At 42.9% G+C, this 15,336-nt stretch carries 16 protein-coding genes, 1 tRNA gene and 1 pseudogene; 1 reads left to right on the top strand and 17 read right to left on the bottom strand.

Annotation, left to right across the window (positions count from 1 at the left end; translation table 11 throughout):
* Positions 1–15: 15 nt before the first annotated feature.
* The 11 genes and pseudogenes from ACZYRN_RS00800 to ACZYRN_RS00750 form a co-directional block, all read right to left on the bottom strand.
* Positions 16–423: pseudogene (locus ACZYRN_RS00800) on the bottom strand (SDR family NAD(P)-dependent oxidoreductase); the annotation flags it as partial.
* An 815-nt stretch (positions 424–1,238) separates the two neighbouring features.
* A tRNA-Arg gene (locus tag ACZYRN_RS00795) sits at positions 1,239–1,315 on the bottom strand.
* 132 nt (positions 1,316–1,447) lie between these two features.
* On the bottom strand, positions 1,448–1,957 hold the full coding sequence (locus tag ACZYRN_RS00790) for a metallophosphoesterase (protein WP_488909601.1): 510 nt from the start codon (positions 1,955–1,957) through the stop codon (positions 1,448–1,450).
* On the bottom strand, positions 1,954–2,562 hold the full coding sequence (locus ACZYRN_RS00785) for an XTP/dITP diphosphatase (protein ID WP_488909600.1): 609 nt from the start codon (positions 2,560–2,562) through the stop codon (positions 1,954–1,956). Before ACZYRN_RS00785 ends, ACZYRN_RS00790 begins: the two co-directional genes overlap by 4 nt.
* Entirely contained in the window at positions 2,559–3,314 is a 756-nt protein-coding gene (rph, locus tag ACZYRN_RS00780) for a ribonuclease PH (protein ID WP_488910511.1), read from the bottom strand. The genes ACZYRN_RS00785 and rph overlap by 4 nt, the downstream gene beginning before the upstream one ends.
* Before the next feature lie 69 nt (positions 3,315–3,383).
* Positions 3,384–4,412 carry a GerMN domain-containing protein gene (locus ACZYRN_RS00775; protein WP_488909599.1) on the bottom strand — a complete coding sequence of 343 codons (1,029 nt, stop codon included), beginning with the start codon at positions 4,410–4,412 and terminating at the stop codon, positions 3,384–3,386.
* A gap of 75 nt (positions 4,413–4,487) precedes the next feature.
* The gene (racE, locus tag ACZYRN_RS00770; RefSeq protein WP_488909598.1) at positions 4,488–5,282 is read right to left on the bottom strand and encodes a glutamate racemase; all 795 of its coding nucleotides are present in this window, start codon (positions 5,280–5,282) and stop codon (positions 4,488–4,490) included.
* A gap of 177 nt (positions 5,283–5,459) precedes the next feature.
* A complete protein-coding gene (locus ACZYRN_RS00765) occupies positions 5,460–5,666 on the bottom strand; it encodes a helix-turn-helix domain-containing protein (protein WP_018394100.1) in 207 nt (68 codons plus the stop codon).
* 216 nt (positions 5,667–5,882) lie between these two features.
* Positions 5,883–6,650: a succinate dehydrogenase iron-sulfur subunit gene (gene sdhB / locus ACZYRN_RS00760; RefSeq protein ID WP_488909597.1), complete on the bottom strand. Its 768-nt coding sequence runs from the start codon at positions 6,648–6,650 to the stop codon at positions 5,883–5,885.
* Positions 6,650–8,416, bottom strand: a complete 1,767-nt coding sequence (sdhA, locus tag ACZYRN_RS00755; protein ID WP_488909596.1) for a succinate dehydrogenase flavoprotein subunit — start codon at positions 8,414–8,416, stop codon at positions 6,650–6,652. The genes sdhB and sdhA overlap by 1 nt, the downstream gene beginning before the upstream one ends.
* Positions 8,417–8,492: 76 nt before the next feature.
* Positions 8,493–9,101, bottom strand: a complete 609-nt coding sequence (locus ACZYRN_RS00750) for a succinate dehydrogenase cytochrome b558 subunit (RefSeq protein ID WP_488909595.1) — start codon at positions 9,099–9,101, stop codon at positions 8,493–8,495.
* Between the two features lie 219 nt (positions 9,102–9,320).
* On the opposite strand from ACZYRN_RS00750, the gene ACZYRN_RS00745 reads away from it, so the two are divergent.
* Positions 9,321–9,761 (top strand): YslB family protein, encoded by a 441-nt coding sequence (locus ACZYRN_RS00745; RefSeq protein ID WP_488909594.1) that lies wholly within the window; start codon positions 9,321–9,323, stop codon positions 9,759–9,761.
* Between the two features lie 61 nt (positions 9,762–9,822).
* On the opposite strand, the gene uvrC is transcribed toward ACZYRN_RS00745, so the two are convergent.
* The 6 genes from uvrC to fadR all read right to left on the bottom strand — a co-directional run bounded on the left by uvrC (position 9,823) and on the right by fadR (position 15,237).
* Positions 9,823–11,598 (bottom strand): excinuclease ABC subunit UvrC, encoded by a 1,776-nt coding sequence (gene uvrC, locus ACZYRN_RS00740; protein ID WP_488909593.1) that lies wholly within the window; start codon positions 11,596–11,598, stop codon positions 9,823–9,825.
* Between the two features lie 60 nt (positions 11,599–11,658).
* Complete coding sequence (trxA, locus tag ACZYRN_RS00735) at positions 11,659–11,973, bottom strand: thioredoxin (RefSeq protein WP_488909592.1); 315 nt, start codon at positions 11,971–11,973, stop codon at positions 11,659–11,661.
* 97 nt (positions 11,974–12,070) lie between these two features.
* On the bottom strand, positions 12,071–13,051 hold the full coding sequence (locus ACZYRN_RS00730) for an electron transfer flavoprotein subunit alpha/FixB family protein (protein ID WP_488909591.1): 981 nt from the start codon (positions 13,049–13,051) through the stop codon (positions 12,071–12,073).
* Positions 13,052–13,078: 27 nt separating this feature from the next.
* Positions 13,079–13,852 (bottom strand): electron transfer flavoprotein subunit beta/FixA family protein, encoded by a 774-nt coding sequence (locus tag ACZYRN_RS00725; protein WP_488909590.1) that lies wholly within the window; start codon positions 13,850–13,852, stop codon positions 13,079–13,081.
* 15 nt (positions 13,853–13,867) lie between these two features.
* A complete protein-coding gene (locus tag ACZYRN_RS00720; protein ID WP_488909589.1) occupies positions 13,868–14,641 on the bottom strand; it encodes an enoyl-CoA hydratase in 774 nt (257 codons plus the stop codon).
* 2 nt (positions 14,642–14,643) lie between these two features.
* Complete coding sequence (fadR, locus tag ACZYRN_RS00715) at positions 14,644–15,237, bottom strand: fatty acid metabolism transcriptional regulator FadR (RefSeq protein WP_488909588.1); 594 nt, start codon at positions 15,235–15,237, stop codon at positions 14,644–14,646.
* Positions 15,238–15,336 lie beyond the last annotated feature (99 nt).

The following is a 15,336-nucleotide window of genomic DNA, read 5'->3' as shown; positions in this document are numbered from 1 at the left end:
GTTTTTTTCTTTTCGTTATTGTGCTGTGTAGCCGCCATCAATGAGTAAAGAACTGCCTGTAACAAAGTCATTTTCACATAAGAAGACAATGGCGTGTGCAATTTCATCGGGTCTACCGAGTCGGCCGACCGGATGCTGCGCAACGAGTCCATCATAATAGTCACCGAGCGCTTCTTTGTTCACCATGCCTGATTCTACATAGCCTGGGCAAACAGCGTTTACCCGAATGTTTTTGTCTGCATATTCAAGAGCCAGTGATTTCGTTAAAATATTGACGGCGCCTTTACTTGCATTATAAGCAAAAGCTCCGGCTTGCCCGACATGACCTAAAATAGATGCTGTATTTACAATCGAACCGCCACCTGTTTTCAGCATCTCGCGAATCGCATATTTTGCACCAAAAAATACGCCATTTTGATTAATCAATGGCAACTCAATACTGCACTGTTCATTTCACCATTTAGATAAACGGACAATTTCCGTACTTAGACTGTTGTTAACTTTCTTTTATATGCTTTTACACAGAGATGAGAGCATAAAGAAAAAGGACATCAAAAGACGCCCTTTTTTGGTATACATAATAGTTATTTGGGATTTTTATTATTCACTTATTATTTTGGTGATCTACATGAACTCTATTGTACCCTTTAACCGGATCTAACTCCCTTACTTCCTCTGACATTCTCTCGTCATCCTGACCGCTCTCGGGGGGATGTAAGACGTTTTCCTGTGGGTCTGCTTGTGGATTACGCGGTTGTTTATCTTCACGTACCATTTTTTGATAACTCCTTCCCTATTTCGAAATAATTGCGTATAATCTCGTTCTTATCTGTAAATAATGCTGGCTTCTGTTCAAGTGTAGTTTTACCAACCCCGGCTTTGTTCATTACTTTATTCAAAACTCAAAGGCAGCTAACTAAGAAATATATTCTTTCACATGACGCGTAATAACCTCAAGAGCCGCTTTAACTGTCATTGAATTTGTATATTACCCACACTTGTTTAAAATAAATTTCAGATGTGGTGTGGACGGTTTCAGTTAACATTTTTCTCACATCGACCTTTACATCAGGTATCCCGCTTCTTTTTATCATAACAAAAAAACACCTCCACCATTGGTAAGGTCAATAACGGGCAAATTTCGCACATGACCGTTTCACTTACATGAATAAAAGTGTTTAAGAAAAAAGACGATCCGCACCATTACGTGTCAGACCGCCTTCTTGATTTCTTATGTATGGCGTCCCAGGAGGGATTCGAACCCCCGACCGACGGCTTAGAAGGCCGTTGCTCTATCCAGCTGAGCTACTGGGACATCCTTAAAGACAATACTTATAATAGCAATGAGTGGAAGTGATGTCAATAGGTTTTTAATTATAAAAGTAATAAGGATCGCTGACTCTTAAAAAGCCCCGCATGAAACGTGCGGGGCACCCGTTCCTATCAATCAGTGTTTAAATATTGTACGTATTTCTTCAATTTCGTGATGCTTTTCATCATAAAAGCGCACGATCGTTTTTTTCTTGTCCACTTCCGCGATCGCATATGTTTTTTCTCGGCGGCCTTTAGGGAGCGAAATACTCCCCGGATTTAAATATATAACGCCATCCTGCTGTTCAGCCCCCGCTGTGTGTGTGTGGCCGAAAAATACAAAATCAGCGCTGTTTTCTTTCGCTTTGTACGCTAGATTCAAGAGGGTCATTTTCACATCATATCGATGACCATGCGTAACAAAAATACGGAATTCTCCAACGCTCTCTAACACATCATTTGGAAACTGATCTTCTATATCGCAGTTACCCCGTACAATTGTAAATCCTTCTATAGCCGGATCATCTGCGCTAAGTTCTGAGTCGCCGCAATGAATCATCACGTCGACTTTATTTGCATAACGGCGTTTCAAATCTGTTAGTACTTTATCCCACCCGTGGCTGTCACTGACAACAAGCAGTTTCATTTCCTTTCACCTTCCAATTCGGTTAGTGCAATCTGTAATTTCTGAAGGGCCTTTGCCCGATGGCTGATCTCATTTTTCACGTTTGGCTCGAGTTGCGCCATCGTTTGATCAAATCCATCCGGAATAAATAACGGATCATAGCCGAATCCATTTGTGCCACTTTCCCCACGAGCAATGCGGCCCTCGCAGTTACCCTCTACTAGTATAGGTTCCCGACCGTCTGGAAATGAAACCGCAAGAACACATTTGAAGCGGGCGCTTCGGTGATCATCTGCTATTTCAGCCATTTCCTCAAGCACTTTTCTGTTGTTTGCTTTGTCATCTTTATCAATCCCTGCATATCGAGCAGAATAGACGCCTGGTCTGCCGTCTAACGCATCTATGACAAGTCCAGAGTCATCTGCAATGGCCGGCTGTCCGGTTAAACAAGCAGCAGATTCAGCTTTTAAAAGCGCATTTTCCGCAAACGTTTTGCCTGTTTCTTCTACGTCCGGCAGCTCCGGGTAATCAATTAATGTTTTGACAACGATTCCGTATGTTTCGAACATTTTTACAAATTCTTTTGCTTTTCCTCTGTTTTTCGTAGCAATTATCACTTCGTTCACTGCTCGGCCTTCCTTTCATTAATAAGGTTTGCCGCAATACCAAGAATGTCTGTCTGAATCTCGAAAAGTTCTTTTATTCCCGATTGTGCAGCTTCAAGCAGCTGCTGTAGTTCGTCCATCGAAAATGTCGCTTCTTCCCCGGTTCCCTGTACTTCGACAAATTGGCCTGACCCCGTCATGACAACATTCATATCGACGACAGCTGTACTGTCTTCCTCATAATTCAAGTCTACCACGACACCATGATCTTTGACGATCCCTACACTCGTCGCTGCCAAAAAATCAGTAATGGGGTACACTTGAAAATCTTTTTCAATAGCTAGATGATGAAGCGCCATGGTCATCGCTATAAATGCGCCGGTAATAGCCGCTGTTCGCGTCCCGCCGTCTGCTTGAATAACATCACAATCGATCCACACAGTCCGTTCACCAATGATATCAAGGTCAACGACAGCACGTAGCGCCCTGCCGATTAGCCGCTGAATTTCCATCGTCCGTCCAGTCACTTTTCCTTTTGTTGATTCCCGCATGTTACGCTGTCCTGTCGCACGAGGAATCATGGCATATTCCGCTGTTACCCATCCTTTGCCACTCCCTCGCATAAAAGGAGGCACACGATCTTCAATACTCGCTGTGCAGATCACTTTCGTTTGACCGACTGAAATTAACACTGATCCTTCCGGATGGGTGAGAAAATGAGGTTCAATTTCTACTGGCCTCAGTTCATACTCTTTTCGTCCATCTATGCGCATCATTCATAACCTCCGTTTTTACTTCGTCCGTTGTTCATTTTCCGGAATTTGTGCGCATCTGTCAAATCTTCATTCTGCTGAAACAATACTTTGTTGATTAATAAACAATGGAGCCGTAATAGAAGCTGGGACTTGTTCACCTGTTTCAAGCTTTACATTTGATTGCCCATCTACTTGAATGGCCATGCTTTCAATGCCAGCGGACTCAGCCAGTGTTAACGAAAGCGGCTTGAGTACCCGGCTGGAAAGAAGCGCTTCTCCGTTATTTTCTAGAATAGCATCATTAAAATGCAGCACAGCCCGTCCTTTTTGTACAGTAGGCGGCTCGACGAGTTTTGTTTCCGGCATAAGTTCAGAAGCCAGGCCGCTTCCGGCATCAGGTCCTTTTGACAGTTCCGTTACGGCTGCTGAGATGAGATCCTTTGTATCATTTGTATCAGCCGAAATCCGGCGTGTCACCGGTACATAGTAAGGCCCCTGCTCATTTTGTGCAGAAAAATAGATGGTTAGTGGTTTCGTTGCCCCTGTTTTTGTATAGCTTGCCTCCATATTAATACCATCTTCACGCCGCATACCGGCTGCTGCAATCGGCATTCCGCCGATCGGCATCGTTTGCAGCCTTTTTCCGTCCAATTCAATTTGAACACGGTCTGCTTTCCCAAATCCTGTCACTGTCCATGTGATGGCTGCTGCAATATTTGCTTCATCTTCCGGGGCATAATCCGCAAATGTTCCTGACACGCTTACAACTGCTTCCCGTCCTTTTATCTCCACATTTTCAATGACTGTTCCTTCAGGCAGTGGTGTACGGAATCCATTACCAATTTCTCCTGTAGCCAAATACTGTAAGGCTGCTTTTTCTTCATTATCCGTCCTTGCAATAGGAACAGCCTGCGGGACAACAAGATTGTTCTCGTCAATTACATACAGTTCGGCCATGATCGTCTCGTTTGCCGATACCGGACTGTCCACTTCTGATTCTGAATAGACAACGCGTTTCGGCAGCTCATCTGTTTCGCTGTCCTGTCCAAATGGATAACTGCAGCCTGAGATAACCATAACCGCGGCAACAAACGACGCTTTCCGAAATAAACGCACACAGATCGCCCTCCTGAATATGCAATGGTACATGTATATGAACCGCTTTTTTTTGCAGAACAAAAAAAGCTGACATTACGCCAGCTGAATGTTCTTAATTTGAATAGGTGTGTCCCCTAGCCAATCAGAAGCAATTTTATAAAATGATTTTGTATGACCCGTTGTAAAAAAACGGTGTTCAGGCATTTCGTCTTCAGCCATCATATTATTAAATTCTAGTATTGAACTAACACCGTATGCTGTTTCATCACCGGAACTAATAACCGATACACCTGGTCCCATAAATTCAGCAATAATCGGTTGTAATAGTGGATAGTGAGTACATCCTAAAATAACCGTATCAGCAGGCGTTTCTTTCAAAGGCTGCAGCGTTTCGGCCACAATTTTTTTTGCCCGTTCACTTTTGTATTCGCCGCTTTCAACAAGCGGCACAAAATCCGGACAGGCCAGCGGATAAATTTCCGCATCGGAATCGGTCGCGTTAATCGCTTTTTCATACGCCTTGCTTTTAATTGTTCCTACCGTTCCAAGGACTGCTATATGGCGATTTTTCGTTTCTTTAATTGCCGCACGCGCTCCCGGCTGAATAACACCAACAACTGGAATCGGCATTTCTCTTCTAATCTCTTCTAGTACAACAGCTGTTGCTGTATTGCAGGCAATGACGAGCATTTTTATATCGTAACGTTCCAAAAAGCGCGTCATTTCCCACGTAAATTTCCGTACTTCGCCTGGCAGCCGCGGCCCATATGGACAACGTGCTGTATCTCCTACATAATAAATCTTTTCTTTCGGGAGCTGGCGCATCATTTCTTTCGCTACTGTCAGCCCCCCGACACCCGAATCAATCACGCCAATTGGTTTGTTCAACAATTCCGCCTCGTTCCACTTTCATTTCAACCTATCCTTTTGCGAAGAAGCCCATTTAATCTGACTCCTCATTAATAATAAAAAAAATTTTAGCTTTTCACGTATATTTTCCCTGTTTTTCGTCTAAAATGCAAGTGAACGGAAATAGGGAAGAGCAGCGCTGTCAATCAGCACTGCTCATAAATTAATTTCACCAAGCCGCAATAGCTCTACAATCGCCTGTGCACGCCCTTTTACACCTAATTTTTGAATTCCATTCGAGATATGGTTTCGCACCGTTTTTTCACTAATTCCGAGGAGCTGTGCAATATCATATGTCGATTTTCCGACAATAAGCCAGTCAAAGACCTCTTTTTCACGTTTCGTTAAGATGGATGCAGCCACACACAATGTCACCCTTTCACAAGTCGGCCTTTATTGGTTAGCCGTCGCTACCCATATCATATGCTTGCAGTCTACAATTGGTCGCGGCCAATTTTCACTTATCTTTGTTAGGTTCCCTTAATTTCTTAAATAAGCGTTTTTTTACTGCTTATTAAAGCAGAATTCACCGCTGTACGCACAAAAAAACCTTCAGCAAACGCTGAAGGTTTTTAATCATTAATCAACGGCATGGTCGCTTCCGAAAAATCTGCGGAATGAATGGACAGTTGCTTCACGATTCAGGGCAGCAATGGATGTTGTTAATGGAATACCTTTTGGACAAGACTGCACACAGTTTTGCGAATTACCGCAGCTCTCAAGGCCGCCGTCGCCCATAATGGTTTCCAGACGTTCATCACGATTCATAGCGCCTGTTGGATGCGCATTGAATAATCTTACTTGTGAAAGCGGTTGAGCACCGATAAAATTCGATTTACTATTTACGTTCGGGCACGCTTCAAGGCATACTCCGCATGTCATACATTTAGACAATTCATAAGCCCACTGGCGTTTACGCTCTGGCATACGCGGTCCGGGACCGAGGTCATACGTCCCATCAATCGGCACCCATGCTTTTACACGTTTCAAGGTGTCAAACATGCGGCTGCGGTCGACCTGCAAGTCACGCATAACCGGGAATGTGTTCATCGGTGCAAGGCGAATCGGCTGTTCAAGCTGATCGATAAGCGCTGTACACGACTGGCGTGGCTTCCCGTTAATATTCATTGAGCAAGCGCCACATACTTCTTCTAGACAGTTCATATCCCATGTAATTGGTGTCGTTTTTTCACCTTTTTTATTGACCGGATTACGACGAATTTCCATCAGTGCGGAAATAACATTCATATTCGGGCGATAAGGTACTTCAAACTCTTCATCGTACGGAGCAGAATCAGCCGTGTCCTGACGTGTAACGATGAAGCGGACTGTTTTTTGCTCATTCATTATTTTTTCTCCTCCTTAGTCTTCGTATAATCACGCTTACGAGGCGGAATTAGTGACACATCTATGTCCTCATAATGAAAAGCTGGCGCAGTGTTTTCACCTGTAAATGTTGCCATTGTTGTTTTCATAAACTGATCATCATTGCGGTCTGGGAAATCTGGTTTGTAATGGGCTCCCCGGCTTTCGTTCCGGTTCAACGCACCGATCGTAATAACCCGTGCTAGATGAAGCATATTTTTGAGCTGACGTGTAAACATCGCACCTTGATTGCTCCATTTTGCTGTGTCATTAATATCGATATTTTGGTAGCGTTCAAGCAATTCGACGATTTTATCATCTGTTTGCTGCAATTTATCATTATAGCGGACAACCGTTACGTTATTTGTCATCCATTCTCCTAATTCCTTGTGAAGAACGTATGCATTTTCTGAACCTTTGTTTAGTGACATAATGCCGTTCCATTTTTCTTCTTGCTGTTTCGTATGGTTATCGAAAATAGAAGATGAGATGGAATCTGCACTTTTCTCTAAGCCGCTAATATAACGGACTGCATTTGGACCTGCAACCATACCGCCATAGATAGCAGAAAGAAGTGAGTTAGCACCGAGACGGTTTGCCCCATGCTGTGAATAATCACACTCACCGGCTGCAAATAGACCAGGTATGCTTGTCTGCTGTTCATAATCAACCCATAGTCCGCCCATTGAATAATGAACCGCAGGGAAGATTTTCATTGGAACTTTACGCGGATCGTCCCCCATGAATTTTTCATAGATTTCGATAATACCGCCCAATTTAATATCAAGTTCATGCGGGTCTTTATGTGAAAGATCCAGATAAACCATGTTTTCACCGTTAATACCAAGTTTTTGATTTATACAAACATCAAAGATTTCACGTGTTGCGATATCACGCGGCACAAGGTTTCCGTATGCCGGATATTTTTCTTCAAGGAAATACCACGGCTTCCCGTCTTTATACGTCCAAATGCGGCCGCCTTCACCACGCGCGGATTCACTCATTAGTCGGAGCTTATCATCCCCTGGAATCGCTGTTGGATGAATCTGGATAAACTCGCCATTTGCATAGTTAGCGCCTTGTTGATACACAATGGATGCCGCAGAACCTGTATTGATCATTGAATTCGTTGATTTACCAAAAATGATACCAGGTCCACCCGTTGCCATAATAACCGCGTCACCAGGGAATGAACGAATCTCCATCGTTGAAAGATCTTGTCCAACGATTCCGCGGCAAATGCCTTCATCATCAATAACCGAACCGAGAAATTCCCAGCCTTCATATTTCGTCACAAGTCCTTCTACTTCATAACGGCGTACTTGTTCGTCAAGTGCATATAAAAGCTGCTGTCCTGTTGTTGCACCAGCAAATGCTGTACGGTGATACTGTGTTCCTCCGAAACGGCGGAAGTCAAGAAGTCCTTCCGGTGTCCGGTTGAACATAACGCCCATCCGATCAAGAAGATGAATAATTCCTGGCGCTGCTTCCGCCATTGCTTTTACAGGTGGCTGATTAGCAAGAAAATCACCGCCATATACTGTATCATCAAAGTGCTCCCAAGGAGAATCTCCTTCCCCTTTTGTATTAACTGCACCATTAATACCACCTTGTGCACAAACAGAGTGAGATCGTTTTACCGGAACAATCGAGAACAGCTCAACGGGTGTTCCCGTTTCTGCCACCTTAATCGTAGCCATTAACCCAGCGAGACCTCCACCGACTATAATAACTTTACCTTTACTCATTGTGAGATTCTCTCCCTTTTTTCCAGTTCTGTACTATATTTTTCTATTTACAGAAACCGATTCATTGCCGATATAATTAAACAAATGCGAAGATTGCACGCAAACCGATGATTGATAGAGCGACAAATACGAATAGTGTTGCATATGTAACGATTTGCTGCGAACGTGGTGATACGGCAATTCCCCAGCTAACACAAAATGACCACAGACCATTGGCAAAATGAAAAATAGCTGATAGTACGCCGACTATGTAAAATACGAGCATAAATGGGTTATTTAAAATATTCTCCATCATTTGAAAATCAACTTCTGCACCTAATGCTGCCTGGACTCTTGTTTCCCAAACGTGCCATGCAATGAATACTAGTGTTATAACGCCTGACACACGTTGAAGCATGAACATCCAGTTCCGGAAATAACTATGTGCGCCAATGTTATTTTTCGCTGTAAATGCAATATACAAACCATAAATAGCATGGAACAACAGCGGCAAGTAGATGACCAATACTTCTAGCACCAGAACGAATGGCAAATTTGCCATAAAGCCGGCCGCTTGATTAAATTCATCTTCTCCTTTTGTCGCAAAATGATTGACGACCAAATGCTGCGTCATAAACAACCCGATTGGAATGACACCGAGCAATGAGTGCAGCCTACGGTAAAAAAATTCTCGATTGTCAGCCACCATTTTCCCTCCTTATCCTTGAAGCACAACACAAATATTCTTATATTCGTATACTGCTTCATATGTTTAATTTACGATGTGACAAGGTTCATTTTACTCTCATAAAGTACGAGCGTCAAGGAAAGGTGGGCACATTTTTGTCCAGATCTTAGAACAGAATATTCTTTTTTCAAATGTTGTATTTGTATATAATATTAGAAAGAAAGTGGGGAGTTTATTTTGACGAAAGAAAAGGAAGAGCAGGAACAGCAAGAACAGATGGTACAGCCGGATGCGTCCGTCTCCGTTTTTGGGTATGAACTAATTCGCGACGTGCTTCTTACAGATATTTTAGGAAGTGATTCCGCTGATATTCTATACTGGGGCGGCAAATTACTAGCCCGCCGTTTTCCTTGTACAGATGTGAAAGAGTTATCCTCTTTTTTTAAAGAAGCGGGCTGGGGACAGATTGAACTTATAAAAGAACATAAAAAAGAGATGATTTATCGCTTATCTGGCGGATTAACAAAGCGCCGATTTGATGTTCAAACCGATCCTGCCTTTACGCTTGAAGGCGGATTCTTGGCTGAACAGATGGCGGCACGATTTGATGCTGCAGCCGAAGCGATCTGCAGTTTAAATAAACGCAGTAAATATGTTGATATTACGATAAAATGGTAATAATTAAAGCAGGCTGTCCATAATGGACAGCCTGCTTTTCCTCATAAAAAAGATCTGGTTATCACTCTTCTTTTAATGCATTTAACACAGCATCCGCTACTTTATCCGGAATGCCTGCTGCCACAATTTCTTCTTTCGTTGCTTCTTTTAATTTTTTTAATGAACCGAATGTTTTTAATAGCTGCTTTTTCCGTTGCGGACCAACCCCTTCAATCTCATCAAGTATAGATTGAAGGGCTCCTTTCCCGCGGATTTGCCGGTGAAACGTAATCGCGAATCGATGCACTTCGTCTTGAATACGCTGAAGCAAATAAAATGCCTGGCTATTATGTTTAAGCGGTACAACTTGTAACGGATTTCCATATAGAAGCTGTGATGTACGGTGCCGGTCATCCTTTGCAAGGCCAGCAATTGGAATATCGAGTCCAAATTCATTCAGCAACACATCGCGGGCCGCTTCAATTTGCCCTTTTCCGCCATCTATAATAATTAAATCAGGGAGCGGCAAATGCTCCTGCAAAACGCGTGCGTAACGACGGCGGATGACTTCACGCATCGATCCGTAATCATCCGCTCCTGTCACTGTTTTAACTTTATATTTCCGGTACTCTTTTTTCTCCGCTTTCCCGTCGATAAATACGACCATTGCGGAAACAGGTGACGTTCCTTGAATATTGGAGTTATCAAACGCTTCAATACGTAAAGGTACATGAATATTCATTGCTTCCCCAAGCTGTTCCGCCGCTTTAATGGTACGCTCTTCGTCCCGGTCAATCAATGCGAATTTTTCACCCAGCGATGCTCTTGCATTGCTTTCAGCAAGCTTCACAAGCTCTTTTTTCTTTCCTCTTTGCGGCTTGATCATTGGCACTCCAATAAGTTGTTCCGCTAGGTGTTCGTCTACTGTATCAGGCAATAAAATTTCTTTCGGTTTAAAATGTTCGGGAGCTTCATAAAAACGGCCAAGGTATGTTAAAAATTCTTCCTCTGGTTCACTGTAAATAGGAAATGTGGAAACGTCGCGTTCAATCAATCTTCCCTGTCTGACAAAAAACACTTGTACGCACATCCAGCCTTTATCTACGATGTAACCAAAGACGTCACGGTCGGTAAAATCGATCATATTAATTTTTTGTTTTTCCATAAGCGTATCAATGTGGGAAATCTGGTCCCGATATTCTTTTGCGCGCTCAAATTCCAGCTTTTCAGCTGCTTCATTCATTTTATCGGTAAGTGTTTTTTTCACATCATGATGGCCGCCGTTTAAAAACCGAGTAATTTCTGCTGCTATTTCTTTATAAGTCGCAGCGGGCACTTCTTTTATACACGGCGCGAGACACTGCCCCATATGATAATAAAGACAAACGCGGTCTGGCAACACCGAACATTTTCTAAGCGGGTAAAGCCGATCGAGCAGCTTTTTCGTTTCATTTGCCGCATATGCATTCGGATAAGGGCCAAAATATTTTGCTTTATCTTTTTTCACTTTTCGTGTAATCAATAAGCGCGGATGGCGTTCAGCTGTCAGCTTAATAAACGGATAGCTTTTATCATCTTTCAGCATGATGTTGTATTTCGGATCATGTTTTTTAATTAAATTCAGTTCTAAAATAAGCGCTTCTAAATCCGATGACGTTATAATATATTCGAAATCAACAATTTCACTGACCAGACGAGTCGTTTTCACGTCATTTGAGCCCGTAAAATAAGATCGCACCCGATTTTTCAATATTTTTGCCTTACCTACATAAATAATGGTACCATGACGATCTTTCATTAAATAGCAGCCCGGTTCATCTGGCAAAAGAGACAGTTTATGCCGGATTCGTTCATTCACTCCTGTCACCTCTTTCGTACAAAAAAAGCGCCCCCGTCAAAGCGGGACGCCTCATGCCAATTATGCATTGCGGTTTATAAGTTCTTCAAGCGCTTCTTTTGGCTGGTAACCGATGACTTTGTCCACCGGCTGTCCATCTTTAAAAAGAATCAATGTTGGGATACTCATAACACCATACTCGCCTGCTGTTTGTTGATTTTCATCTACATCAAGCTTAACGATTTTTACTTTTTCACCAAGTTCCGAGTCTAATTCTTCAAGAACGGGAGCGATCATTTTACAAGGCCCACACCAAGGTGCCCAAAAATCAGCGAGTACGAGGCCACTGCCTGTTTCAGTTGCAAAGTTTTGATCCGTTGTTTTTACGATTGTCATGTATACATACCTCCTATATTTCTAAATAATAAGGAAAGTATATCACCGTTCTTTAACGGATGCTATTAATTTGCCTCTAAAAGACAATGACCTTTGGTTAAGGCTGAGCCACTTTCCATTTTTTAATTTCTTCTGTCAGCATGGGCACCACTTCAAACAAATCACCGACGATGCCGTAATCCGCTACATTAAATATGTTGGCTTCCGGGTCTTTGTTAATGGCTACGATCACTTTGGAATTAGACATACCCGCAAGGTGCTGAATCGCACCAGAAATCCCGCACGCAATATATAAATCGGGAGTCACCACTTTCCCTGTCTGTCCAATTTGCAAAGAATAATCGCAGTAACCCGCATCACATGCCCCCCGGGAGGCGCCGATTGCTCCTCTAAGAACAGCAGCCAGTTCTTTGAGCGGTTCAAATCCTTCATCACTTTTCACACCTCGTCCGCCGGCAACAACGACTTTCGCTTCCGACAAATCTACACCACTCGCTGCTTTGCGGACAACATTTTGTACAACCGTGCGTAAATCGGCAATCGATACAGATAGGCTTGTAACGTCTCCTAAACGTTGATTATCTTTTTCAAGCGGTTCCATATTATTTGGCCGTATAGTGACAAATATGATTCCGTCTTTTACCTTGATTTTCTCAAAAGCTTTTCCCGAATAAATGGGGCGCGTAAACACGACTTCCGCACCCTCTTCTTCTACAGATGTGGCATCGGATATTAAACCGGCATTGAGCTTCGCCGCTATTTTTGGTGATAAATCTTTTCCAAGCGCCGTATGGCCAAACACAATCCCTTCAGGCTGTTCCTGCTCTACTGCCGCCATAAATGCCTGCGAATAGCCGTCAGGTGTATATTGAGCCAGTTTCGCATCTTCAATCGTTATCACACGATCTGCTCCGTATTGGATGAGTTCGTTTGCAAGCATACGGACTGATTCACCTATTAACACACCAACCACTTCGCCGCCTTGAGCCACTTTTTTACCGGCGGCAATCGCTTCAAATGACACATTGCGCAGATGATCATCCCGGATTTCACCTAATACGAGTACTTTCTTTCCCATGAAAAACCCCTCCTTCATGTAAGAAGATTAAATGACTTTTGCTTCTGATCTGAGTAAGCTGACAAGCTCTTGTACTTGATTGGTCAAGTCTCCTTCGAGAACGCGTCCATCTGCTTTATCCAGAGGTAGGAAAGTATCCAGTATCTTCGTTTTCGGCTCAACGTCTTCTTCTTCGAGACCAAGGTCATCGAGTTCCAATTCTTCAAGGGGCTTTTTCTTCGCTTTCATAATACCAGGGAGGGACGGATAACGCGGATCATTTAATCCTTGCTGGCATGTAACGAGTAATGGCAGTGTCGTCCTAATCGTTTCTGAATCTCCTTCAACATCCCGCGTAACAGAGACATTCGATCCATCGATATCGATGTTCGTAATCGTCGTTACATAGGGAATGTCGAGCATAGCAGCCACACGCGGTCCGACTTGCCCGCTCCCGCCGTCAATCGCGACGTTTCCAGCTAAAATGAGGTCCACTTCTTTATTCTTAAAAAATTCCGTTAAAATTTTAGCAGTTGTAAATGGATCGCCTTCTGTGAGATCATCTTCTGTATTAATTAAAACAGCTTTATCGGCCCCCATCGCAAGTGCTATGCGCAGCTGCTTGCCCGCTTCCCCGCTGCCGACTGAGACGACAGTTACTTCACCTTGATGCTTATCACGAATTCGAATTGCTTCTTCTACGGCATATTCATCGTATGGATTAATAATAAATTCAATGCCATCCTCGTCAATTTGACCGCGGGTAATTGAAATTTTTTCTTCGGTGTCAAATGTTCTTTTCATTAAAACATAAATGTTCATTGCCAGCCCTCCCCGTTAATAGCCTTTAAAGTGAGGTGTTCGTTTTTCAATAAATGCGTTAATGCCTTCTTTCGCATCATTTGATAAAAAAACGGTTCCAAAAACATCTGCTTCTTTTTCAATCCCTTTATAGTATTCGGCGTGTTTGGCATAATAAAGTAAGCTCATAGCCGCTTTTACACTAACTGGGCTTTTCGCCGCTATTTTTTGTGCTAATATTCTCGCTTCGTGAAGCAATTCTTCTTCTGTAAATACGGCATTCGCAAGGCCCCACTGAACAGCCTCATGACCTGATATTGGTTCACTCGTTAACATCATTTCTGCCGCTTTTGCCATCCCCACATAGCGGGTAAGCCGTTGTGATCCACCAAAACCAGGAACAAGACCAAGCTGCAGTTCCGGCAAACCGAGTTTCGCCTCTTTTGTGACGTAACGAATGTGACAGCTCATCGCAAGTTCAAGTCCCCCGCCAAGTGCAGCACCATGAATCGCGGCAATTACCGGCTTTGGAAAGGTTTCAATCCGCTCCATTAAACGCTGTCCTCTTGTAGAAATTTTCACAAATTCTTCTTTCTGTGAAACAGCAGTAAATTCTTTTATATCGGCCCCCGCTGAGAAAAAGCGGCCTTCTCCATATACAATAACAGCCCGTACATCTTTATCATGTTCAATTGTATCCAAAGCCTGTTCCATATCAGCTATGACGACACTTGAAAGGGCATTAGCCGGCGCATGGTTTATGACAACCTCTGCTACCCCTTGTTCTTTCCTGACAGATATACAGAGCATGATTAGTTCCTCTTTTCTGCTGAAAATCCATTCAAGAGCATTTCGGCAACGTCCTGTGCAGACACAATTAAATTATATTTTTGATCATTCATAACCCACGTTGTAATCATCTCATCAAGCGTTCCAAAGATCATTTGCCGGGCAAGACGAATATTTAAACCGCTTCTAAATTCCCCGTTGTCGATCCCGTCTTGTAAAATCTGATCGATTAACAGCAAATATTCTTTTAACACTTCATTAATTTTCAATCGCAGCTCTTTATTAGACTGCCGCAGTTCAAGCTGTGTGACAACGGCCAAATGCGGGTCTTCTGTCAGCATTGTAAAATGATTTTCAACAAGCAGCCTCAATTGTTCAGCTGCTTTCGCTTTTATTTGAATGGTTTCCCTCATTTTTGCAACAAACGTCCCCACTTTTTCTTGAAAAACCGAGATAAGGATGTCTTCTTTATTTTTAAAATATAAATAAATTGTTCCATCAGCCACGCCCGCTTGCCTGGCAATTTTGGACACTTGCGCTTGATGATACCCGTTTTCAGCAATTGTAATCACAGCGGCATCGATGATTTGATGGTATTTTGGTTTGTTTTTTTTCATAATAAAAAAATCGCCTTCCTGACCGAAATAAAATGAATGGTTATTCATTCATGTTCTTATCTTACAACCAATATTTCACTTCGTCAAGCAGACAGACAA

This window comes from Domibacillus sp. F004, assembly GCF_057814295.1.
This window is presented reverse-complemented; position numbering and strand designations above follow the sequence as displayed.

Coding starts and splice junctions, on each gene's coding strand:
- ACZYRN_RS00790 (WP_488909601.1), bottom strand. CDS start 1,957: ATGAAACTGCTTGTTGTCAGTGACAGCCACGGGTGGGATAAAGTACTA.
- rph (WP_488910511.1), bottom strand. CDS start 3,314: ATGCGCATAGATGGACGAAAAGAGTATGAACTGAGGCCAGTAGAAATT.
- sdhB (WP_488909597.1), bottom strand. CDS start 6,650: ATGAATGAGCAAAAAACAGTCCGCTTCATCGTTACACGTCAGGACACG.
- sdhA (WP_488909596.1), bottom strand. CDS start 8,416: ATGAGTAAAGGTAAAGTTATTATAGTCGGTGGAGGTCTCGCTGGGTTA.
- trxA (WP_488909592.1), bottom strand. CDS start 11,973: ATGACAATCGTAAAAACAACGGATCAAAACTTTGCAACTGAAACAGGC.
- ACZYRN_RS00730 (WP_488909591.1), bottom strand. CDS start 13,051: ATGGGAAAGAAAGTACTCGTATTAGGTGAAATCCGGGATGATCATCTG.
- ACZYRN_RS00725 (WP_488909590.1), bottom strand. CDS start 13,852: ATGAACATTTATGTTTTAATGAAAAGAACATTTGACACCGAAGAAAAA.
- ACZYRN_RS00720 (WP_488909589.1), bottom strand. CDS start 14,641: ATGCTCTGTATATCTGTCAGGAAAGAACAAGGGGTAGCAGAGGTTGTC.
- fadR (WP_488909588.1), bottom strand. CDS start 15,237: ATGAAAAAAAACAAACCAAAATACCATCAAATCATCGATGCCGCTGTG.